The organism is Neiella litorisoli (genome assembly GCF_014773395.1).
Taxonomy (GTDB): Bacteria; Pseudomonadota; Gammaproteobacteria; order Enterobacterales; family Neiellaceae; genus Neiella; species Neiella litorisoli.
This window is the reverse complement of record NZ_JACXAF010000012.1, coordinates 110092-132677: the sequence shown is the minus strand read 5'-3', so window position 1 is coordinate 132677 and position 22586 is coordinate 110092. Positions and strand designations below refer to the sequence as shown.

The window sequence follows — 22586 nt, the reverse complement described above, 5'->3', positions numbered from 1 at the left end:
CGGGAAGACAGAATTTACCCTAGATGCGTGAAGCACAAGGCGCGAAAATATCCCAATAAGAAAAATGCCAGTCAGCTTAACTGACTGGCATTAGCCATCTTGGCTGCTTTTTTTCGTGGTTGGCAAAGTCCTTGCAGAAACCCCTCTAGACTGAACTAACTGCCAAGAAATTGGCAACCAGAGGATTTCGTCATGAAGGTAATGGCCAACGACGTTTTTCAACAAATGCAAGGCATGAAGCTCGAAGCGAATAGCAATATTGTCGAGCGCACTGCTATTGCCCCGTCTAATACCTCCTCCGTTGATTTTGGCAATTTGCTGCGTCAGGCCATTGATAACGTCAATGAGCTGCAAGCCGACTCAAAAGCCAAAGCGACCGCTTTTGAAATGGGCGATCGTTCAGTTTCCCTTGGTGATGTCATGATTGCATCGCAAAAGTCAGGCGTTGCTTTTGATGCGACGGTTCAGGTACGCAACAAATTAATGGAAGCGTACAAAGAAATAATGAGCATGCCGGTGTAGGTTAAGGAGATCATCCCGTGGCAGAAGCAGTGACCGAAAACACCGACATCGTTGCCAGCACTAACGCTGATAATGCGAGCGACTCGGAATCGACTAAAAACAAAGTTCTCGAAGGCTTGGGTAATATCGATTTGATGCGTCAGGTCGTCATTATCTTGTCATTGACGATTAGCTTAGCCTTGCTGATTTTCGTCATGATGTGGGCCTATGAGCCGGACATGCGACCGCTCGGCAAGATGGAGACCCAGGAGTTAATCGAAACGCTTAACTTCCTCGATCAGAATAAAATTGATTACAAAATCGATGGCAATACGGTCATGGTCAAGATGTCTGAATATCAGAACATCCGCCTACTGATGACCCGCGCTGGACTGATTAATGATGCCGAGGCTGGCGATAGCATTCTGATGCAAGACATGGGTTTTGGGGTGTCGCAGCGCTTGGAAGGTGAGCGCCTCAAATACAGCCGCGAACAGCAACTGGCAAAAGCCATTGAAGCGCTTAATCCAGTGAAAAAAGCGCGAGTGCTGTTGGCCATTCCGAAACAGAACGTATTCGCTCGCCAAACCAAGCAACCATCTGCAACGGTGGTGGTGAGTCTGGCAAGTGGCCGGGCGTTATTACAAGAAGAAGTCGACTCGATTGTTGATATTGTGGCGTCAGCTGTTCATGGCATGGCGCCGGGCCGAGTGACTGTCACCGACCAAACCGGCCGCTTGTTGAATTCCGGTTCGCAAGATCCGCTGAGCATGGCGCAGCGCCGTGAGTATGAACTAGAGCGCAAGCGCGAGCAGGAATACCTAGAAAAAATCGACACCATCATGATCCCAACGGTTGGCATTGAGCGCTATACCGCACAAGTCGATGTCGATATGGATTTCACTGCGGTTGAGCAAACTCATCGCAGCTATAACCCTGATTTACCAGCAATTCGCTCTGAAATGACGGTCGAGAACGTCAACTCGGGTGATCTCGCTGTTGGCATTCCAGGGGCGTTAACCAACCAGCCGCCGCTCGACGCTAATATCCCCGAAGAAGCTGCTGGTGGGCAGGAGCAAGCCACGCCAACCAGCTCTCATCGCGAAGCCACGCGCAACTATGAATTGGATACCACCATTAGCCACACGCGCCAGCAAATCGGCGTGATCCGCAGACTCAGTGTATCAGTTGCGGTCGACTACAACGACTCGGTCGATGCCGAAGGTAACCCGACCACCACGCCAAGAACCCAGCAGGAGCTGGACAACATTCGTCGTTTATTGCAAGGAGGCCTCGGGTTTTCGTTGCAACGTGGCGATACCCTAGAGGTGGTGACGGTACCGTTTGTTCGCCCTGACTTGGGCTTAATGGAAGAAAAAGCCTTCTATGACACCGAGTGGTTCCGCTACTCCATCAAGTGGTTCATGCTCGCTCTGGTTTGTATTGCCTTGATCCTTGGGGTGATGCGACCAATGCTGAAACGCCTGACGAGCAGCGATGATACTCAGGATGATGCGCTGCTGCTCGATGGCCCTGTTGCCGGTAAACTCGACGACACCATGCTAGCTGCGCAAGAAGCGTTACTCGAAGCGGACAACGACGAGCTGATTAGCACATTGACCAGTGGTAGACTGGAGCTGCCTGATTTACACCGTGATGAAGACGTGTTGAAAGCAGTGCGGGCGCTGGTTGCCAATGAGCCTGAACTGGCGGTTCAGGTGGTTAAAAGCTGGCTTGAAGACGCTTAAGGTGAGGACTGACTAATGGCTGCTAAAGAACAAGAAAACAACACAGCTGCGCCACCCGAGTTGGAGGGCATGACTGGCTTTGATAAAACTGCCATTTTGCTGCTCAGTCTAACTGAGGAAGATGCGGCGTCGATTCTCCGTCAGCTGGAGCCAAAACAGGTTCAGAAAGTGGGTATGGCGATGGCCGGCATGACCGACTTCACCCAAGAGCGGATCACTGCAGTGCACAAGCTGTTTCTCGACGATATTCAGAAGTATTCGTCGATTGGTGTTGATAGCGCTGACTTCATTCGTAACGCCCTAACCAAAGCATTGGGTGAAGATAAAGCCGGTAACTTAATTGACCAGATCATTGCTGGCGGCGGCTCGAAAGGCTTGGATTCCCTCAAGTGGATGGATGCCCGTCAGGTAGCCAGCATTATCCAAAATGAACACCCGCAAATTCAAACCATTGTGATGTCCTACTTAGAGCCGGAGCAATCGGCTGAGATCATGTCGCAATTTGCCGATAAGGTTCGGCTCGATCTGATGATGCGGATCGCCAACCTTGAAGAAGTACAACCAGCAGCATTGCAGGAGCTGAACGAAATTATGGAGAAACAGTTCGCCGGTCAATCCGGTGCTCAAGCAGCCAAAATGGGCGGCTTGAAAGCGGCAGCCAACATTATGAACTACCTCGATACCACCATCGAAGGCCAGTTGATGGACATGCTGCGTGAAAGTGACGAAGAAATGGCGCAGCAAATTCAGGATCTGATGTTTGTGTTCGAGAACCTGATTGATGTCGATGATCGTGGTATTCAAGCCTTGTTGCGCGAAATTCAGCAAGAAGTGCTGCAAAAAGCTCTCAAAGGCTCTGATGATCAGCTTAAACAGAAGTTCTTCACCAATATGTCTAAACGTGCTGCTGAGTTGCTGGCCGATGACTTGGAGGCGATGGGACCAATTCGGGTTGCCGATGTTGAAGCTGCACAGAAAGAAATTCTCTCGATTGCCCGACGCCTAGCTGACTCCGGTGAGCTGATGCTCAGCGCTGGCGGCGGCGATGAGTTCGTTTAATCAAGTTAAAGTTGACCGACACTAATGGCCAATGAACCGACCGATGCTGAGCCCCTTATGACTGAATCACAGCATCAGCAAAGCACAACGCCACAGCAAGAAACCGAAGCTGAACTTGCCGCGCGTTGGGATCTGCCCGATGTGACGCTTGAAGAACAGGTTGTGGCCAATGCCATGAATGTTCGCTTTGAGCGAACCAAGGCCGATGACCAAGATGAGCAGCTGGTGGAGGAAGCACCAGTTCTCACCGCCGAAGCATTGGAAGAGATCCGAGCTGCGGCGCGCGAGGAAGGCTTTGCCGAAGGCAAACAAGAAGGCTTTATCAAAGGTCATCAGCAAGGTTCTGAAGCCGGTCATGCCGAAGGTTTGACGCAAGGGTTAGAAGAAGGCCGACAGCAAGGTTTGGCCCAAGGCCAGGCTGAAGTTGAAGAGCGTTTACAGCACTTTGATGCCCTGATGCGAGGGCTGTATCAGCCACAACAACAGATTGATCAAATGGTTGAGCGAGAGCTCGTCCAGCTGGTAACAGCCGTTGCTCAAGCGGTCACCCGGCATGAGTTAAGCTGCAACTCCCAGCTGATCCTTAATACTCTCAAACAAGGCGCAGAGTTGTTGCCGTTCCAGCAACAACGAGTGCGTGTTCAGCTCCACCCCGATGATATGGAAGTGGTGCAAAACAGCTATTCCGATGAACAAATTCAACAACGCGGTTGGTTATTAGAGCCAGAAGCCGGATTAAATCGCGGTGATGTTCGAATGATGACCGAACAATCAGACGTGGTCATCGACATGGAGCAGCGGCTGGCTATAGTCAGCGAACTATTCCTCGCCCAGCTGCAGCAGTTAGAGCAGCCGCAACAACCGGTCGTTAGCAGCCAATCGTCGCCTACTGAAGCGCCTGTCGCCGATACCGACCAACCCCAAGAGAATACTAGTGATGACCCTGAAGCAACGCCTTAGCGCGTATCATCAGGGCGTTCAGCCGCAGCCGCCAATTATGTCAGGGCGACTCACTCGGGTTGTTGGTCTGACTTTTGAAGCGGTCGGCTGCAGAGCCGCGGTCGGCGATGCCTGTGCTGTTGAAGTGGCTGGCGGCAGTATCACCGCCGAGGTGATTGGGTTTGATGGTGGCACCTTGTATCTGATGCCATCCGATGATGCGCAGGGCGTTGTTCCTGGTGCTCGGGTAACGCCGCTTGGCCAAGTCGATGGCATTCCATTGAGTATGTCGTTGCTGGGTCGGGTGATTGATGGCGCCGGTAAGCCACTCGATGGTTTAGGTTCGATTTACAGCCAGCATCACGCTTCGGGCAAAGCGAAAGCATTTAATCCACTACTGCGCAAACCAGTGGCGCAACCGCTTGACGTTGGTGTTCGCACCATCAATGCCATGAACACGGTTGGCCAAGGCCAACGGATGGGACTGTTCGCCGGTTCGGGGGTTGGTAAAAGTGTCTTGATGGGCATGATGACCCGAGGTACGGCGGCGGATGTTGTGGTGGTTGGTCTTGTTGGTGAGCGGGGCCGAGAAGTTAAAGAATTTATTGATGACATTCTAGGACCCGAAGGGCGTCAACGTTCAGTTGTTGTGGCGGCGCCGGCCGATACTTCATCGCTGATGCGGCTGAAAGGCTGTGAAACGGCCTTGACTATTGCCGAGTATTTTCGCGATCAAGGGCTGAACGTGTTGTTGTTGGTCGATTCGTTGACCCGTTACGCGCAAGCGCAGCGGGAAATTGCCTTAGCGGTTGGAGAGCCGCCAGCCACCAAGGGGTATCCGCCATCGGTATTTGCGAAGTTGCCACAGTTGGTGGAACGCGCCGGTAACGGCGCCGAAGGGCAAGGCTCTATCACCGCTTTTTTTACCGTATTAACCGAAGGCGATGATTTGCAAGATCCCATTGCCGATGCCGCGCGCGCCATTCTCGATGGTCATATTGTGTTGTCGCGTCAGTTGGCAGATGCCGGCCATTATCCGGCGATTGATATTGAAGCCTCGATTAGCCGGGTGATGCAGCAAGTAACCAGCAATGAGCACATGATTTGCGCGCGGATGGTTCGTCAAGTTTATTCCGCTTACCAGAGTAACCGCGATTTGATTAACATCGGCGCTTATAATAAAGGCTCGGATCCAAAGGTTGATGCTGCAATCGACTATTTGCCTGTGATTGAGCAATTCTTGCAACAAGAAATGGTTGAAGTGACTCCCTATGATGCCAGCTTGCAAAAACTTGCTGAGTTAGCAGCAACCATGACCCAGCGGCTCGGAGGTGTTGGCTAATGGCAAACCTCAAACAGTTGGAAATGATCGTCCGGCTTCGGCAAGAGGCTGAAACCAAAGCGGCGCAGATGATGGAGCAAGCCCATCAGGCCTTTGCTGCGCAAGAGCAACAACTCACCACACTGCTAAGCTATCGTAATGATTACCTGCAAAAATTGACCGTGCAAGGCGGCGAAGGGTTGTCGGGACAGAGCTTTATTCAGTATCAGCAATTTGTCATGCGATTGGACGAGGCGCTAGGGCGGGCAGAGCAATCGACCAATGTGGCTCGGCAGGTCTACCAGCAACGTCGTCAAGGCTGGCTTGATGCGCGCGCAGAAAAGCGCGCCATTGAAGTGTTGATTGAACGCGAGCAGGCGCAACAAGTGGCGCTGCAAAATCGCCGCGAGCAGAATCAATTGGATGAATTTGCCAGCCGCAGTTTTATTCGCCGCAGCGCTTGTTAACTTTTCTCCTTGGTCAACAGTGATTGACCGCAATTCCTTCATTTTTAGTTGGTTGGTATGAGTCTTGCTGAATAATCTGGGAGCGATGTTTTGGGGCCACTCGAGCGGCAACAAGCACAGCGCTGTAGGGTTATCTTTGAGGACTATTTATGTTGTTTGTTGCGCCATCGAATGCTTCTTCTGACAGTTCAGTATGGTCTTCGACCGATTCGGAGTCGGCCGAAGGAGAAGGTCTTTTTGCTAGCCTTTTTAGCCAGTTAGGTGTTGAAGAGGATGCCCCTGAAGAGCAACTTGAAGCACTTGCGAACGTGTTAGTCAGTGATGAGCAAAGCGAACATTATTCGGTTGACCAGTTAAAGGCCGAAATTGCCGACTGGTTTCAGCAGCAAGGCAAACCATTGCCACCTCTTTCCGATGAACATTCAGATTCGCAGCAGCTATTGGGTTTATTATCGCAATTTGTTGAAACCAAATTACCCCACAGCGAAGATCAGTTGCCAGCGAATGAATTGGCCAAACAGCAGACTAGTATTGGCGGTGTTGCATTGGAGCAACTGGCTGAAACTGCGACTGAGACAAAGCGACATCCACTAAACCTCGAGCAGTTGTTTGTGCAGCTCCATCAACAAGGGTTGTCAGCAGAGCAAGTTGAGTCCATCGATGAAGATGGGAGAGACGGCTTCCTTGACTCAGACATCATCATTGATGCCTCCACTAATCACAATGATGGCCCGTTTAGCCACACCTCAGCGGCGGATTTGTTGCAGCTACTTCAGCAGCAAAAAGAGCAACCAAAAGAGCAACAACAGATCTCAGACCGCGCGAATCCAAATCTGGGCATTGAAGGCTCTGAGTTGCGCCAGCAAGCGGGCGGCTCAACCGAGCTTGGGCAATTGAGCGTGAATCCGCTCCTCAATCTAAGTGAAGAACAAATTCCTGCTGAATCGACAGAAGTTGAACTTGAAGCTCAAACTGAAGACAGCGAATTGCAAGCCATGCTGTCGAAGAAGGCAGATACTGCCGCTGTTGTTCCATCTGCAGAAGCAACAATCAGCGTCGAAACTGAATCCGACGCGGAGCTGACAAAACAACAGGGCCTGCCCCCTGAGCTACGGCAATTTATTTGGGACAACCCGTTTGCTGGGCGCAGCAGCATGGCAAATGAGCTGGAACAGCGGTTGTCAGCAAGCAGCAAAACGGCCAATCCACTGGATGCGGCTCGTGTTGCTCCGTCTGGTGGTCACTCAGCACTAAACCCACTGAACACGACTAACAGTGAATTGACCATGCAGGGCGCTATACCAGCCGTTGATGAGGTTGCAGAAGCCGATGTTGCCGATGGTAAGTTCGTCGACGAGCAGGTGATCTCAGTGAAACCTCAGTCGGAAAAAGTCTCCGAATTGCTCAATAAAGAGATGAAGCCGACCGATCGTGCTGGAGGCGAAATCAGCCAGATTGGACAAACCAAGGAAATTAACCCGCAGTTAGCCTTACAACCAGCTGTATCAGCTCCGATTGAAGCCAGCCAAAAAACGGCAGCATCACCTGACGTGTTACAGGCACTGCAGCAACATCAAGTGAACAGTGTCAACAACGACCGACGCCAACAGGTATCAGGGAAAGCAAGTAGTCTGCCCGAATGGTCTGGCCAATATGGCCAGACGGATGGAGACAGCTCTGGTGAGCCGCAGTTGGAACTCAATGAAACCGAACAATCGGTTTTGGCTCGCCGGACTCCTGCTACCGCAACCCTGGGGCAGAGCTTTGATACTCAGTTGACGCCACAACCACTACAAAGTCAGCTGACAACCGCACCAACAGCCAGTCAGTCGCAACTAGCAACGCCGAGTTCAGAGCCGTTAAGTCACGCCCAACAGCTTGCGCAAGTGCAGGAAAAAATGCAGCTGTTGCAAGATAAACTAGCGCCAATGCTTGGCCAGCGCTTGCTGATGATGATGGACAAGCAGATGCAGCAGGCAGAAATTCAGCTCGATCCACCTGAGTTAGGCAGCTTGATGGTGCGCGTGCAAGTTCAGAATGACCAAGCGCAGGTAAGTTTCATGGCGCAATCGGCGCAAGCGCGTGACGCGATTGAACAGGCGCTGCCAAGATTACGCGAAATGATGCAGCAACAGCAGATCGAGTTAACTCAAGCCAATGTTTCCCATCAGCGCCAACAAGGGGGGCAGAGTGGCCAAGGTGGTCAAGATCAGCAATCCGGCCAACGTCATCAGCAGGATTCAAATGGCGTTGATGGTCAGATAGTAGCCGAAAGTAAAGAAATTCAGCATGTAATTCTCAAAGCAGGCATGGTGGACTTCTACGCCTGATGAACGCTGTGCTAATCTAGCGGCCAATTGTCACCCATGAAAACAATCAGGATTGGATATGGCTGAAGAAGTAGAATTGGAAGTAAAACCCGGCGGTAAGAACAAATTACTGATCATCATCGCACTTGTGGTTGTTGTATTGATTGGTGGTGGCTTGGCGGCCTGGTTTTTGCTAGGTAGTTCTTCAAGTGACGAAGTTTCGGCAGCCGCCGAAGGTGAAGCGACAAAATCTTCGGCTCCGGCTCAAATTGGTGACGCTTTGTACGTGGCCATGCCACGAGCGCTTGATTTTATGATTCAAGGTGCGCACCGACCGCGAACAGTGCAAATCAAAGTGCAGTTGTTGGTTCGAGGTCAAGATGCCGAGCAGTTGGCGCGCAAGCACGTACCGCTGGTTGAAGCAACGTTACACAAAACGTTCAGTGCCACAACCGAAGAAGAGTTGGTGTCGCTGGCAGGTAAGGAACGACTCCGCGAGCAAGCGTTAAGTGATATTCGGGAGACTTTCCTCCGAGTGGAAGGGCAAAATGTGGTTGAACAGGTGTTGTTTACCGGTTTTGTCATTGAGTAGGACAAACGAGTGACCGATCTATTATCCCAAGACGAGATTGACGCGCTACTACATGGCGCCGATGAAGTCGAAGAAGAAGAGATAGAAGAAGGTGGCGCCGAAGGCGTCATGGAATATGACTTTTCGTCTCAAGATCGGATTGTCCGGGGTCGTATGCCGACCCTTGAAATTGTCAATGAGCGCTTTGCTCGCCACATGCGCATCAGCTTATTCAATTTGATGCGCCGCTCAGCTGAAGTGTCGATTAATGGCGTTCAGATGATTAAGTTCGGCGAGTACGTTCACACCCTGTTTGTACCCACATCGCTCAACATGGTTCGCTTCCGACCGCTCAAAGGCACCGCGTTGGTGACCATGGAAGCTCGGCTGGTGTTTGTCCTAGTGGACAACTTCTTCGGCGGCGATGGTCGTTATCATGCCAAGATCGAAGGCCGAGAATTTACCCCAACCGAACGCCGAATTATCCAAATGCTGCTCAAGCTGGTTTTTGTTGATTACAAAGAAGCGTGGGCGCCAGTGATGGACTGCGAGTTTGAGTACCTCGATAGTGAGGTGAACCCCGCGATGGCGAATATCGTCAGCCCAACTGAAGTCGTTGTGGTGTCGTCATTCCATATTGACTTGGATGGTGGTGGTGGTGATTTCCATATCGCCATGCCGTATTCCATGCTTGAGCCGATCCGAGAGTTGCTTGATGCCGGCGTGCAAAGTGACAAAGAAGATACCGATTTGCGCTGGGCAATGGCATTGCGGGATGAAATCATGGACGTACCGGTCGATATCAAAGCCAAGTTACTGGATACCGAAGTGTCGTTGCGCGACATTATGAATTACAAACCGGGCGATATTATTCCGGTGGAAATGCCAGAAGCGGCCACTGTATTTGTTGAAGACTTACCGTCATTCCGCGCAACGGTGGGCCGCAGTAATGATCAAATGGCGCTGAAAATCAAAGAAAAAATTAAGCGACCAACTGGGGTTAAGAGCGAGCTGGCTCTGGTGACTCGCGGTGGTGTGCGGATTGATGGTCAGGCCGATATTGAACGTCTTGAGCAAACCCTAGACGAGGAGGATTTATGAGCGACGAGAATGACAAGGTCGATGATCAACAGGTCGCCGACGAATGGGCCGAAGCCCTAGCACAGCAAACCTCCGATGGTTTTGGTAATGAAGCCCTCGAAGCGCAGCCCGCTGAGTTGCAAGAGTTTGATGAAGAGTCGGAAATCACTCCGGAAGAAAAGCGTCGGTTAGAGAGCATTCTGGATATCCCGGTGACCATTTCGATGGAAGTCGGCCGCAGTAAAATCAATATTCGCAACCTGCTGCAGTTAAACCAGGGCTCCGTGGTCGAGCTTGACCGAGTCGCCGGTGAGCCACTTGATGTGCTGGTCAATGGCACCCTAATTGCGCACGGTGAAGTAGTTGTGGTGAACGACAAATTTGGTATTCGATTGACTGATGTGATTAGTCAAACCGAGCGCATTAAGAAACTGCGCTAAAAGTCACCGCACCGCTGATGGTGCGGTTTTTTGTTTAGAGAGTTGCTGACGTGACTGCATCAAATTCGATGGAACAAATGCTGGCGATGTTTGTATCATTGCTGGTGGTGCTCGCTGTAGCAATCGGCTTAGCATGGCTATGGAAGCGCTTGATGCCGAGTAGTCTGATGGCGCCGTCTGGGATGGATGTGGTGGCAAGTCGCCATATCGGCACGAAAGAGCGGTTGCTGCTGGTGAAGGTTGGCGAGCGCTATTTGTTGCTTGGTGTCACTGCCCAGGCCATTAACACGCTAGCCGAATTTAACGCCGAGCAATTACCCGAAGCGCTACAACATATTCAACAACCTACTACTCCACCAAATTGGCTACCATGGCGAAGCAAACAATAATTCAATTTATTTTTCTGGCTCTGTTGACAGTGGTTTCATCTGGCGTCATGGCCCAAGAGCCAACTACAGCACAAGTTGTTGATACCGTTGCTAGTGCAGCCGCAGGGCAAAACTCAACCGGGCTCACTGCATTTAATGTGACTACCAATCCAGATGGCTCGCAAAGTTACTCGGTGACGCTGCAAGTGCTGGCCATTATGACGGCACTGAGCTTCATTCCCGCGATTTTGATGCTGATGACATCCTTTACCCGAGTGGTGGTGGTCCTGTCGATTTTGCGCCAAGCTACCGGTTTGCAGCAAACGCCGTCAAACCAAATCATCATTGGACTGGCCTTGTTCATGACCTTGTTTATTATGCGACCGGTGTTTGAACAAGTTTATAATCAAGCCGTTGAACCCTACCTTAATGAGCAGCTGAAGTTTCAGGATGCGGTGGCTGTTGGTCGGGTGCCAATGGAAGAGTTTATGTTGGCGCAAACGCGCACTACCGACTTAGAAGCATTTATGGAAATCGCCGGTGTTGATGCGGTACAGCCCGGAGAGCGAGTGCCGCTGACTGTGCTGGTTCCTGCGTTTGTTACTAGCGAACTGAAAACCGCTTTTCAAATCGGTTTTATGCTGTTTATCCCTTTCCTAATCATTGACTTAGTGGTCGCCAGTGTATTGATGGCGATGGGTATGATGATGCTGTCACCAATGATTGTATCGCTGCCGTTTAAACTCATGCTGTTTGTGCTGGTTGATGGCTGGAACCTAGTGATGGGCACACTGGCAACCAGCTTCGGCATGTAGCTCAAAGGAGAGCCGCTATGACACCTGAGGTATTTGTCGATATTTTTCGTGAGGCGCTCAAGCTCATTGTGTTTATGGTGTCCGTGATCGTTTTACCGAGCTTGTTTATTGGTTTGATTGTTGCGGTTTTTCAGGCGGCGACGTCGATTAACGAACAGACGCTTAGCTTCTTACCGCGGTTAATTGTGACGCTGGTGGCGCTGATGATGAGTGCGCACTGGCTTACCGCGTCCATCATGGACTTCACTTACCGCCTTGCTGACATGATCCCTCAGGTCATTGGCTGATGGATTGGCCACTCGATGTCGTGCTTTCTTTTCTAGCGAGCCTGCTGTGGCCGCTGGCACGGATCAGTGCCATGTTTGCGTCGATGACGCTACTCTCCTCGCAAAATATATCCATGCGCATCCGGATGGCGCTGGCCGTTGCGTTAGCCGTGGCGATCCAACCCATGTTGCCGCCGATGCCCGATATTGAACTGTTCTCAATTGCCGGATTTTTGGTCACGGCACAAGAAATGATTATTGGCTTTGCAGTTGGTTTAGCATCGCAATTGTTGATTGCTAGCTTCGTATTGGCAGGGCAAATCGTCGGTATGCAAACCAGCTTAGGTTTTGCCAACATCGTCGATCCGATGAATGGTCAGCAAGTGCCCGCCGTCGGCCAGTTTTTTCTGCTGCTGGCGAGCTTGGTTTTCCTTGCCTTTGATGGTCACATTGCCCTACTGCTAGCGATTTCCAAGAGTTTCCATTCGCTGCCGGTGGGCTTGCACAGCCTTGCTGAAGTTAACTTTTTCGAAATGGTGGCATGGGCTGGCTGGATGTATACGGCAGCGCTGAGCATGGCGTTGTCATCGGTGGTTGCGCTGCTACTGATCAACTTCTCGTTTGGCGTCATGACAAGGGCGGCGCCGCAGCTGAATATTTTTTCCATTGGTTTTCCAATTACCATGTTATCGGGTTTGTTAATCCTGTGGTTGACGATCGGTAACTTCGCTACTCATTTCGAACGACAATGGCATCGCCACCTAGAGCTGGTGTGTGATCTCCTGTTGCTGAGTTGTTGACGGAGGCGCTATGGCTGAAGACAGCGATCAGGAAAAAACAGAAGAGGCGACGCCCCGAAAAAAGGAGAAGGCAAGAGAAAAAGGTCAAGTGCCTCGCTCCAAAGAACTGGCCACCGCAGCGGTACTGATCTCGAGTGCTGTTGGATTCTTATGGATTGGTAAATCGATGGCACTGGCGATGCAGTCAGTGTTTATTGAGCTATTTACCATCGAACGAGAAAAAATTTACGATATTCATGCGTTTCTCAATGGACTAGCCGGTGTTTTGCAAGGCATTTTAGGGCCAATGGCGGCCTTTATGGCACTGGTTTTTGTTTGCGCATTTATCGGTTCAGTTGCCCTTGGTGGGGTCACCATTAGTGCCGAGGCCGCAGCTCCCAAGCTCAATCGAATGTCACCATTGCAGGGCTTCAAGCGGATGTTTGGTCCGCAAGCTTTGGTCGAGCTAATCAAAGCCTTTGCTAAGTTCGCAGTCGTTGCGGCAGTGGCGATCATGCTGCTGGTGTGGCTGTTTCCAAATATTCTGCAGGTCTCAGAAAAAGCATCGCCCCACGATATTGTTTCCGCAGTCACCATGTTTTTGTGGATGTTTGTTGGCTTGTGTTGCTCGATTCTATTGATTGTTCTGATTGATATTCCATTCCAAATTTATAATCACAACAAGCAGTTAAAGATGTCAATGCAGGAGATCAAGGACGAATACAAGGACACCGAGGGTAACCCAGAAATCAAGCGCCGAATTCGCAGGCTGCAAATGGAAATGACCCAACAGCGGATGATGGGGGAAGTGCCTAAAGCTGATGTGGTGGTGACCAACCCCGATCACTTTGCCGTGGCCTTGCGTTACGACACTAAAGGTTCGAAAGCGCCGGTGGTGATTGCCAAAGGGGTTGATTACATTGCCGAACAAATTCGTCAGATTGCCCGTGAACATGAAGTTCCTATCATGCGGCAACCGACCTTGGCACGTGCGATTTACTATACCACTGAACTAGACAGAGAAATTCCGGGCGATTTATTCGCCGCCGTGGCGCAGATTTTGGCATATGTCTATCAATTGAAGCTATTCCAGAGTGGCAAGGGCGCGAGGCCTAAACCGGTCTCCATTGAGCAGCATATCCCAACGGCTCTGGTACTCGACCAAGATGGGCGCCCGATCCATCCTGAACCGACTGATACTGGCTCACCGCAATAACACATCGTTAGCCGCTTCTGCTGTTGGCTCATTCTTTGCAGTTCAACTCGCAAATGACAAATCTCTGGCGCAACGAGTTTTTCTGAATGAATCTGACTGCAGCACTCGATACCGTAAAATCAGGCCGTTTAAACCCCGCAGGAATGGGCGTTCCGGTAATGGTACTGGCAACGCTGGCAATGGTTACTTTGCCGATGCCACCACTGTTGCTGGACATATTGTTTGCGTTCAATATTTCTCTGTCGATGGTGGTGTTACTGGTCACCGTCTACACTCGCAGACCACTTGAATTTTCAGCATTTCCAACCGTACTGTTGGTGGCCACCTTATTGCGTCTGGCGTTGAACGTGGCATCGACGCGAGTGGTGTTACTCGAAGGACATGAAGGTGGCGATGCGGCCGGTCAGGTGATTGAAGCCTTTGGTAATGTCGTTATCGGCGGCAACTACGCCGTGGGTCTGGTGGTGTTCTTAATTCTCGTCATCATCAACTTTGTGGTGGTCACCAAAGGTGCTGGCCGTATTTCCGAAGTAAGTGCTCGCTTTACTTTGGATGCAATGCCTGGCAAGCAAATGGCCATTGATGCCGATTTGAATGCCGGCTTGATCAGTCAGGAGCAAGCCAAAGCGCGGCGCGAAGAAATTGCTCAGGAAGCTGATTTTTATGGCTCCATGGACGGTGCCAGTAAGTTCGTTAAAGGCGATGCCATTGCCGGCATTCTGATCTTGTTTATCAACATCATTGGCGGCTTCGTCATAGGTATGGTTCAGCACGATTTGCTGTTTGGTGAAGCGGTCCAGATTTATACCCTGCTGACCATTGGTGACGGTTTGGTGGCACAAATTCCATCGCTGTTGCTGTCGATTGCGGCCGCCATCATGGTTACCCGTCAAAACACCGATCAGGACATGGGCGAGCAGGTTGTCTTGCAAATGTTCGAAAGCCCCAAGGCGCTGGCGATTTGTGCCGGTATTTTGTTTGTGATGGGTATTGTACCGGGTATGCCTCACTTTGCGTTTCTGTCACTGGCACTTGTGGCCGCTGGTGGTGCTTGGTTTGGTACTCGCAAGCGAGAGCAAAAAGCGCAAGCACAAGTTGAAGAGGCCAAACAAGAAGAGCAAACCCAAGTGCAAACGCAACAGCAAAAAGATCTGTCATGGGATGACGTTCAGCATGTTGACGTTATTGGTTTGGAAGTTGGCTACCGTTTGATTCCCATGGTGGATAAGGGTCAAGGCGGCGAACTGCTCAACCGGATTAAGGGCGTGCGCAAAAAGTTATCGCAAGAGTTTGGCTTCCTCATTCCCGCAGTCCATATTCGCGATAACCTCGACTTGCCCGCCAGTAATTATCGAATTTCGTTGATGGGGGTTTCCGTTGGTGAAGCGGAGGTCGTCCCCGGTCAGGATCTAGCCATTAATCCCGGACAAGTGTTTGGTGAAATGAGCGGCACCAAAACCAAGGATCCCGCATTCGGCCTGGATGCGGTTTGGATTGACCCGAACATGCGAGAACAAGCTCAAGCGCTCGGCTATACCGTAGTGGATTGCTCAACTGTGATCGCAACGCACTTGAGCCAGCTGTTAACCAACCAAGCAGCAACCTTGTTAGGTCACGAAGAAGTTCAGAACCTGCTCGATATGATTGGCCGCAAGTATCCAAAACTGGTTGAAGCGTTAGTGCCCGATCTGCTGCCGCTGAGCACGCTGACTCGGGTCATGCAAAATCTCCTTAACGAAGCGGTGCCGATCCGAGATATGCGCAGTATTTTGCAAACGATTCGTGAGTACGCGCCTAGGAGTCAAGATACTGACGTCCTCACCGCTGCTGTTCGAGTTGCATTAAAACGACTGATTGTTCAGGAAATCAATGGGTTAGATCAAGAGGTTCCGGTTGTGGCACTGTTGCCAGAGTTGGAACAGATGTTGCACCAGTCACTTCAAGCCGCCGGAAATGAAGGCGCCGCCATTGAGCCAGGTCTGGCAGAACGGATGCAGCGTTCACTGCAAGACGTCGCTCAACAGCAAGAGTTAGCAGGTCAACCCGCCATATTGCTGACTTCAGGGGTGTTAAGAAACACGCTGGCGCGCTTTATCAAGAATACGATTCCGAGTATGCGAGTGTTGGCTTATCAGGAAATACCTGACGACAAACAAATCAAGATTGTCAGTTCGATAGGCCAGTAACCGAACGTTTTAGGAGATTGACTCGTGAAAATGAAACGCTTTTTTGCCAAAGACATGCGCACCGCGCTAACCGAAGTAAAAGAAGTCATGGGTGCTGATGCAGTCATCATGTCCAGCAAAAAGGTCGCCGGTGGCATTGAGCTGGTTGCGGGCATTGATGCGGATGCCGAGGCGCCAGCGCCTGCACCGCAACGAGCGATGGAAAAACTCGCCCAGAACAATGGTCGCGAACTGGCCGATGATCAAGTCAATCTGTCCAGCTTCAAAGAAAAACTGGCCAACCTGAGTGCCGGCATTCCCGCAACACCAGCAGCAAGCGCGAGCCAATCAACTGAACGTCCTGCCGATAGCTTGCAAAGCCTGCTAAAACGTCAACAGCAAAACAGCGTTAGCACTCCTGCCAAAGCCAAGCGCCCAGTCAACCCAGCGTTTGCCGAAGTGGATTCTCGCGCCTCAATGGTGGCGACGCCGACACCCGCTGCGACTGCTCACAATGACGAACAGATCCAAGCGCTGAAAGAAGAAATGCTGGCGATGCGTCAGTTATTAGAACATCAGCTTTCTGGCTTGATGAAGCAAGAGATGGATCGAACCGAGCCTGTTAGAGCGATGTTGGTTAAACAATTAACCAAGATGGGAATTGCTGATGATTTGGCCGATCAGTTTGCTTGTTATATTGGCGAAGATACCACAGGTCGTGAAGCGTGGACCCAATTACAGCAGCTGTTGACCGAGCAATTGGTCGTCACCGAAGACGAAATTTTGCGCCAGGGTGGCGTGGTTGCATTAGTCGGTCCAACAGGTGTCGGAAAAACCACGACTGTCGCAAAATTGGCGGCGCGTTTTGCTGCTCAATATGGCGCCGACCAAGTGGCGTTAATTTCCACCGATAGCTACCGAATTGGTGCGCTAGATCAACTTGCAACTTATGGTCGGATCTTAGGCTGTCCGGTTCGCAGCGCTAAGAACTCTGATGAGCTTGCAGACCAGCTGTATCAACTGCGTCACCGTAAATTGATTTTGATTGATACGGCAGGAATGGGCCAACGTGATATGCGTCTCAATGAGCAGTTAAATACTCTCATTACTAATAGCCGTGTTAAAATAAAGAGTTATCTGGTGTTGCCTGCAACGGCGCAACGTGATGTGATGCAAGAAGCCATCGAGCAATTCCGTCAAATCCCGCTGCGTGGTTGCATTTTCACCAAACTCGATGAATGTCTCAGCCTTGGTGAGTGTATTAGCGTAGCGATTCAAAATGCTATGCCAATCGGGTATCTTAGCGACGGTCAGCGGGTTCCTGAGGATCTTCGCGTTGCTGATGCGAGTTACTTAGTAAAACAAGCGTTCACGCTGGCTGCCGGACGTCAACGCAAAACTTCAGCAAATTCGTTGGCAGAAAACAGTCGGAAACGGCATATGAGGCTATAAATAGGTAGTATGGAACTGGACCAAGCAACAGGGTTGAGAAATATGAATCGCCGAAAGATGGTGAAAGTCATTGCTGTTACTGGCGGCAAAGGTGGCGTCGGCAAAACTAACGTTTCAATCAATCTGGCCGTGTCACTCGCGGCTCAAGGCCAGCGTGTTGTCGTGCTCGATGCTGACTTAGGGTTGGCGAACGTTGATGTCTTGCTCGGTCTGCGAGTTCACAAGAATATTTCCCACGTATTATCCGGTGAGTGTGATCTTGAAGAAATCATGCTCCAAGGCCCGCAAGGGATCTCAATCGTTCCCGCTTCCTCGGGAATGCGCAGCATGGTTGAATTAACGCCAACGGAACATGCTGGTTTGGTTCGTGCCTTCAGCGAATTGCAGGACGATTATGATGTCCTGATCGTCGATACCGCAGCCGGTATTTCCGACATGGTGCTGAGTTTCTCTCGAGCCTCGCAAGACGTGGTGGTGGTGGTTTGCGATGAACCCACCTCAATTACCGATGCCTATGCACTGATCAAAATATTGAATCGTGAGCATGGCCTATTCAAATTTAAAATTGTTGCCAACATGGTTCGCAGTCTCCGTGAAGGGCAAGAATTGTTCGCCAAACTGACAAAAGTCACCGACCGATTTCTTGATGTTGCACTGGAACTGGTGGCGATTGTGCCATTCGATGAAAATGTGCGTCGCTCTGTCCGCAAGCAAAAAGTTGTGGTGGAAGAGTTTCCAAAGTCCGCCGCTTCAATCGCATACAAAACACTTGCTTCGAAAGTGACAACTTGGCCGATTCCGTCTCAGCCACAAGGGCATTTAACCTTCTTTGTTGAGCAGCTGTTGAACGACGCCGTGAGAGAGCAGGAAGACTCACTCAGTGAATAAAGCTGCCCTGTATCAGGAGCAACAGCGGGACGACTTGGTTCGGCAGCACGCCGATTTAGTGAAGCGAATCGCACATCACTTAAAAGGTAGGCTGCCGGCAAGCGTTCAAGTTGACGATTTAATTCAAGCAGGCATGATTGGCTTGCTAGAAGCGCTTAAAAATTACGATCAAAGCAAAGGAGCTGCGTTTGAAACGTACGCTGGTATTCGCATTCGCGGCGCCATGCTGGATGAGTTAAGACGCGGTGATTGGTCGCCGCGCTCTGTTCATCAACAGAATCGCCGCGTAGCCGATGCGATCAAGGCGGTAGAGCAAGAAACGGGACGAGATGCACATGACGCCGAGGTGGCTGCCAGACTAGAAATGAGTCTGACTGATTATCATCAGTTGCTGGCGAGCCTAAATAGTGGCCGGATCATCGGTATTGAGGATCTGGGGGTATCAGAAGATGCCTTAAGTCCTGAGATTCAACAGAATGAATCAACTCCGTTTCAAGAACTTAGCGAACAGCAATTTCAACGATCTTTGGTCGAGGCGATCAAAACCCTGCCAGAGAGAGAAGCATTAGTGTTGTCATTGTATTACGATGACGAATTAAATTTGAGAGAAATCGGCGATGTGTTGAGTGTCAGTGAGTCTCGGGTTTGCCAAATTCACTCACAAGCAATGCATCGTTTGAAAGCCAGACTTCAGTCTTGGCAAGATTAACCGATACTATTTATAAAATGCGCCTGTAGGAGGGCTAGCTTTGAATACAGACATGAAGATCCTGATTGTGGACGACTTTTCTACAATGAGGCGAATCATTAAAAACCTTCTGCGCGACCTTGGTTTTACTAACACCCAAGAAGCCGACGATGGCAGCACCGCTCTGCCCATGTTGAAAAACGGTGACTTCGATTTTGTTGTCACTGACTGGAACATGCCGGGCATGCAAGGTATCGACTTGCTCAGAAATATTCGTGCTGACGATCAGCTCAAGCACTTACCTGTGTTGATGGTGACTGCAGAAGCAAAACGCGAACAGATTGTGGCGGCAGCTCAGGCTGGCGTGAATGGCTATATTGTTAAACCATTTACCGCAGCCACGTTAAAAGAGAAGCTCGATAAAATTTTTGAGCGCATTGCCTGATATTTCGATGCCGCGGAGTCGGACCCATAATGACTACAACGATAGAGCCGAAGATTTCGCTTGAACAAGCACGCGAGTTGGTCGCCCTTCTCGAACAAGGAGAAAACGGGCAGGCCAACCAAATCGTCGATCAAGCGGTTGACCGCAGTTTTCAGGAAGTCGGATCATTACTGCAACTTGACAGTGATTTGTTTGAACAAATTGGCAAGATGACACGCCAGTTACACACCGCCTTAAACGAGTTTCAACTGGACGATCGGATCACCGAACTGGCCCATACGGACATGCCCGATGCCCAATCTCGGCTAAACTACGTCATTGAAATGACGGAAAAAGCAGCCAACAAAACGATGGACGCCGTTGAATTCAGCCTGCCTGTTGCTGACAAGCTCAACGAATCGTTCTCCAATTTGGCTCCTCGTTGGCAAAACGTCATCGACGGGCGAGTCGCGCTTGAAGATTTCAAAGGCTTGTGCCAAGACACGCACACCTTTTTGACAGAAGCGCATGACGATACGCGGCAGCTTAATGGCAAATTAACCGATGTTCTGATGGCGCAAGACTTTCAGGATTTGACTGGCCAAGTGATTAGCCGAGTGATTAACCTAGTTCGCGAAGTCGAAGACAATTTAATCAGCCTGTTGAAAGTCTTTGGTGATCAGCAAGGTGGCGCTTCGAACGCTCCAGAGGCGAAGAAAGTAACGACAGCAGCGCCAGCGATCGAAGCGGAAGGCCCAGTTATCGATGCGCAAGAGCGCACTGATGTAGTCAGTGGTCAAGACGAAGTTGATGATTTGCTGTCTAGCCTTGGATTCTAGTGGGAGATTGATGTATGTCGTTCGATTTAGATGAAGATATCCTACAGGACTTTTTGGTCGAAGCTGCCGAAATCTTAGAGCAGCTGCAAGAGCAACTCGTCGATCTTGAAAACAACCCCGAAGACAGTGATTTATTAAACGCTATCTTCCGCGGCTTCCATACCGTTAAAGGCGGTGCTGGTTTCTTATCGCTGACCGAACTAGTTGATGCTTGTCACGGCGCCGAAAACGTCTTTGATATTCTTCGCAATGGCCAACGTCAGGTGACCCCTGAACTGATGGATGTCATTTTGCAAGCGCTCGACACCATCAACGAAATGTTTGCTCAAGTACAAGCTCGAGAGCCATTAAGCGCAGCTGATCCTGCTTTGCTCGAAGCGCTTCACAAATTAAGTGATCCTGAAAGCGAATCGGCTCCAGAGCAACCTGAGGTTGTCGTTGAAGCGCCCCCAGTGGCTGAACCCGAGTTAGTGGTTGAGCAAGCTGCGCCAGTCAGTCCTCCGGCAGCTGGAGGTGACTCGCCAACGGAAATTGGCCCCGTCGATGACATCACTGATGACGAATTTGAAGCCTTGTTGGATAACCTGCACGGCTCCGGAGGTACACCAACACCGGTATCGCCTGCGCCAGCTGAGACGCCTGCAGTCGAGTCGGCAGCAAGCAGCGGTGATGATATATCCGATGACGAATTCGAAGCGTTGCTAGACGAGCTGCACGGTAAAGGAAGTTTTGGTGCAGTGGCTGCTACCCAGCCTGCGGCTGATAGCGCGCCATCAGAAACCAGCGACTCGGCCACCGATGAAACTATTTCTGATGATGAATTTGAAGCCCTGTTGGATGAATTGCACGGCAAAGGCGGCTCGCCAACAACTCACGAGGCGCCCGCGGCAGCTCCCGTAACGCCGCCTCCACCACCTCCTGCGGCCAAGCCGGAACCTGTTGCCAAGCCGGAGCCCGCTGCGGCCAAACCACAACCGAAACCAGAATCAAAACCAGCGGCACCGGCTCCAGCTGCGCCTGCCGCGAAAGAGCCGCCGAAAGAAAAAGCACCAATCAAGCCTCCTCAGAGCGAAACTACCGTTCGTGTTGATACCTCACGCCTCGACCAAATCATGAATATGGTTGGTGAGCTGGTGTTGGTTCGTAACCGACTATTGAGCCTGAGCTTGACCCATAATGATGAGGAAATGGGCAAAGCCATTGCTAACCTCGATGTGGTCACCGCCGACCTTCAAGGTGCGGTGATGCAAACTCGAATGCAGCCGATCAAAAAAGTGTTTGGTCGTTTCCCTCGGGTTGTTCGAGATTTGGCGCGGAGTCTGAAAAAAGACATCAAGCTTGAGCTTGAAGGTGAAGACACGGATTTAGACAAGAACTTGGTGGAAGCATTAGCCGATCCACTGGTTCACTTGGTACGAAACTCGGTTGACCACGGTATTGAAATGCCCGATGTACGGGAAGCGGCAGGTAAACCGCGCACGGGTCAGGTGAAATTGTCTGCGAGTCAGGAAGGCGACCATATCCTGCTTACCATTGAAGACGATGGTGCCGGTATGGATGCCGAAAAGCTCAAAGAAATCGCCATTTCTCGAGGCGTACTCGATGTCGATTCGGCTGCTCGCTTGAGTGATGAAGATGCTTACAATCTTATTTTTGCCCCGGGCTTTTCAACCAAAACCGAGATCTCTGATATCTCTGGACGTGGCGTTGGTATGGACGTGGTCAAAACCAAGATCACCCAGCTCAACGGCTCGGTTCATATCAGTTCTGAGCGTGGTGTCGGCACCCGCTTGGAAATTAAAGTACCGCTGACACTTGCCATCATGCCGACCTTGATGGTTGTTGTCGGCTCGCAAACTTTCGCCTTGCCACTCGCTTCGGTGAACGAAATTTTCCACTTGGATTTGAGCAAAACTAACGTTGTTGACGGCCAAGTCACGGTCGTTGTTCGCGAACGAGCGATTCCGTTGTTCTATCTTGAGCAATGGTTGGTCCGGGGGGCGCAAGTCGATACTCGCAACCGTGAAAGCAAAGGCCATGTGGTCATTGTTCAGGTTGGTACCCAACAAATTGGTTTTGTGGTTGACGCCTTAATCGGACAAGAAGAAGTGGTAATTAAACCGCTGGGTACTATGTTACAAGGAACGCCTGGCATGGCTGGCGCCACCATCACCAGTGATGGTGGTATTGCTCTAATCTTAGATGTGCCTAGCCTATTAAAGTTCTACGCTCGCAAAGCGTAAGCGCAGAG

The 22586-nt window shown here is 50.8% G+C and carries 22 protein-coding genes; all 22 read left to right on the top strand.

Annotated features, from left to right (window positions below; all coding sequences use genetic code 11):
- Nucleotides 1-192 precede the first annotated feature (192 nt).
- Nucleotides 193-522 (top strand): flagellar hook-basal body complex protein FliE, encoded by a 330-nt coding sequence (gene fliE / locus IC617_RS10540; protein WP_191144957.1) that lies wholly within the window; start codon nt 193-195, stop codon nt 520-522.
- Nucleotides 523-539: 17 nt separating this feature from the next.
- Nucleotides 540-2249 carry a flagellar basal-body MS-ring/collar protein FliF gene (gene fliF / locus IC617_RS10535; RefSeq protein WP_191144956.1) on the top strand — a complete coding sequence of 570 codons (1710 nt, stop codon included), beginning with the start codon at nt 540-542 and terminating at the stop codon, nt 2247-2249.
- 15 nt (nt 2250-2264) lie between these two features.
- Nucleotides 2265-3308 carry a flagellar motor switch protein FliG gene (fliG, locus tag IC617_RS10530; RefSeq protein WP_191144955.1) on the top strand — a complete coding sequence of 348 codons (1044 nt, stop codon included), beginning with the start codon at nt 2265-2267 and terminating at the stop codon, nt 3306-3308.
- Between the two features lie 57 nt (nt 3309-3365).
- The gene (locus tag IC617_RS10525; RefSeq protein ID WP_191144954.1) at nt 3366-4268 is read left to right on the top strand and encodes a flagellar assembly protein FliH; all 903 of its coding nucleotides are present in this window, start codon (nt 3366-3368) and stop codon (nt 4266-4268) included.
- On the top strand, nt 4246-5589 hold the full coding sequence (gene fliI, locus IC617_RS10520; RefSeq protein WP_191144953.1) for a flagellar protein export ATPase FliI: 1344 nt from the start codon (nt 4246-4248) through the stop codon (nt 5587-5589). The genes IC617_RS10525 and fliI overlap by 23 nt, the downstream gene beginning before the upstream one ends.
- Entirely contained in the window at nt 5589-6035 is a 447-nt protein-coding gene (fliJ, locus tag IC617_RS10515; RefSeq protein ID WP_191144952.1) for a flagellar export protein FliJ, read from the top strand. Before fliI ends, fliJ begins: the two co-directional genes overlap by 1 nt.
- A 149-nt stretch (nt 6036-6184) precedes the next feature.
- Complete coding sequence (locus tag IC617_RS10510) at nt 6185-8365, top strand: flagellar hook-length control protein FliK (RefSeq protein WP_191144951.1); 2181 nt, start codon at nt 6185-6187, stop codon at nt 8363-8365.
- Nucleotides 8366-8423: 58 nt separating this feature from the next.
- Nucleotides 8424-8936, top strand: coding sequence for a flagellar basal body-associated protein FliL (fliL, locus tag IC617_RS10505; RefSeq protein WP_191144950.1), 513 nt, complete (start codon nt 8424-8426; stop codon nt 8934-8936).
- A 9-nt stretch (nt 8937-8945) separates the two neighbouring features.
- Nucleotides 8946-10016 (top strand): flagellar motor switch protein FliM, encoded by a 1071-nt coding sequence (fliM, locus tag IC617_RS10500; RefSeq protein WP_191144949.1) that lies wholly within the window; start codon nt 8946-8948, stop codon nt 10014-10016.
- Nucleotides 10013-10435: a flagellar motor switch protein FliN gene (gene fliN, locus IC617_RS10495; RefSeq protein ID WP_191144948.1), complete on the top strand. Its 423-nt coding sequence runs from the start codon at nt 10013-10015 to the stop codon at nt 10433-10435. Before fliM ends, fliN begins: the two co-directional genes overlap by 4 nt.
- Nucleotides 10436-10485: 50 nt before the next feature.
- Nucleotides 10486-10824 (top strand): flagellar biosynthetic protein FliO, encoded by a 339-nt coding sequence (gene fliO, locus IC617_RS10490; protein ID WP_191144947.1) that lies wholly within the window; start codon nt 10486-10488, stop codon nt 10822-10824.
- Complete coding sequence (gene fliP / locus IC617_RS10485; RefSeq protein ID WP_191144946.1) at nt 10806-11618, top strand: flagellar type III secretion system pore protein FliP; 813 nt, start codon at nt 10806-10808, stop codon at nt 11616-11618. The genes fliO and fliP overlap by 19 nt, the downstream gene beginning before the upstream one ends.
- Nucleotides 11619-11635: 17 nt before the next feature.
- Nucleotides 11636-11905 carry a flagellar biosynthesis protein FliQ gene (gene fliQ, locus IC617_RS10480; RefSeq protein WP_087505680.1) on the top strand — a complete coding sequence of 90 codons (270 nt, stop codon included), beginning with the start codon at nt 11636-11638 and terminating at the stop codon, nt 11903-11905.
- The gene (gene fliR, locus IC617_RS10475; protein ID WP_191144945.1) at nt 11905-12684 is read left to right on the top strand and encodes a flagellar biosynthetic protein FliR; all 780 of its coding nucleotides are present in this window, start codon (nt 11905-11907) and stop codon (nt 12682-12684) included. Before fliQ ends, fliR begins: the two co-directional genes overlap by 1 nt.
- A gap of 10 nt (nt 12685-12694) precedes the next feature.
- Nucleotides 12695-13879, top strand: coding sequence for a flagellar biosynthesis protein FlhB (gene flhB / locus IC617_RS10470; protein ID WP_191144944.1), 1185 nt, complete (start codon nt 12695-12697; stop codon nt 13877-13879).
- A gap of 86 nt (nt 13880-13965) precedes the next feature.
- The gene (gene flhA / locus IC617_RS10465) at nt 13966-16065 is read left to right on the top strand and encodes a flagellar biosynthesis protein FlhA (RefSeq protein ID WP_191144943.1); all 2100 of its coding nucleotides are present in this window, start codon (nt 13966-13968) and stop codon (nt 16063-16065) included.
- A 30-nt stretch (nt 16066-16095) separates the two neighbouring features.
- Entirely contained in the window at nt 16096-17496 is a 1401-nt protein-coding gene (gene flhF / locus IC617_RS10460) for a flagellar biosynthesis GTPase FlhF (protein ID WP_224745940.1), read from the top strand.
- Nucleotides 17497-17505: 9 nt separating this feature from the next.
- Nucleotides 17506-18384, top strand: a complete 879-nt coding sequence (locus IC617_RS10455) for a MinD/ParA family protein (protein ID WP_191144941.1) — start codon at nt 17506-17508, stop codon at nt 18382-18384.
- On the top strand, nt 18377-19093 hold the full coding sequence (locus tag IC617_RS10450; protein WP_191144940.1) for an RNA polymerase sigma factor FliA: 717 nt from the start codon (nt 18377-18379) through the stop codon (nt 19091-19093). The genes IC617_RS10455 and IC617_RS10450 overlap by 8 nt, the downstream gene beginning before the upstream one ends.
- Nucleotides 19094-19133: 40 nt before the next feature.
- Nucleotides 19134-19517: a chemotaxis response regulator CheY gene (gene cheY / locus IC617_RS10445; RefSeq protein WP_087505687.1), complete on the top strand. Its 384-nt coding sequence runs from the start codon at nt 19134-19136 to the stop codon at nt 19515-19517.
- A gap of 29 nt (nt 19518-19546) precedes the next feature.
- Nucleotides 19547-20335 (top strand): protein phosphatase CheZ, encoded by a 789-nt coding sequence (locus IC617_RS10440; protein ID WP_191144939.1) that lies wholly within the window; start codon nt 19547-19549, stop codon nt 20333-20335.
- Between the two features lie 14 nt (nt 20336-20349).
- Nucleotides 20350-22578, top strand: coding sequence for a chemotaxis protein CheA (locus tag IC617_RS10435; RefSeq protein ID WP_191144938.1), 2229 nt, complete (start codon nt 20350-20352; stop codon nt 22576-22578).
- Nucleotides 22579-22586: the final 8 nt, after the last annotated feature.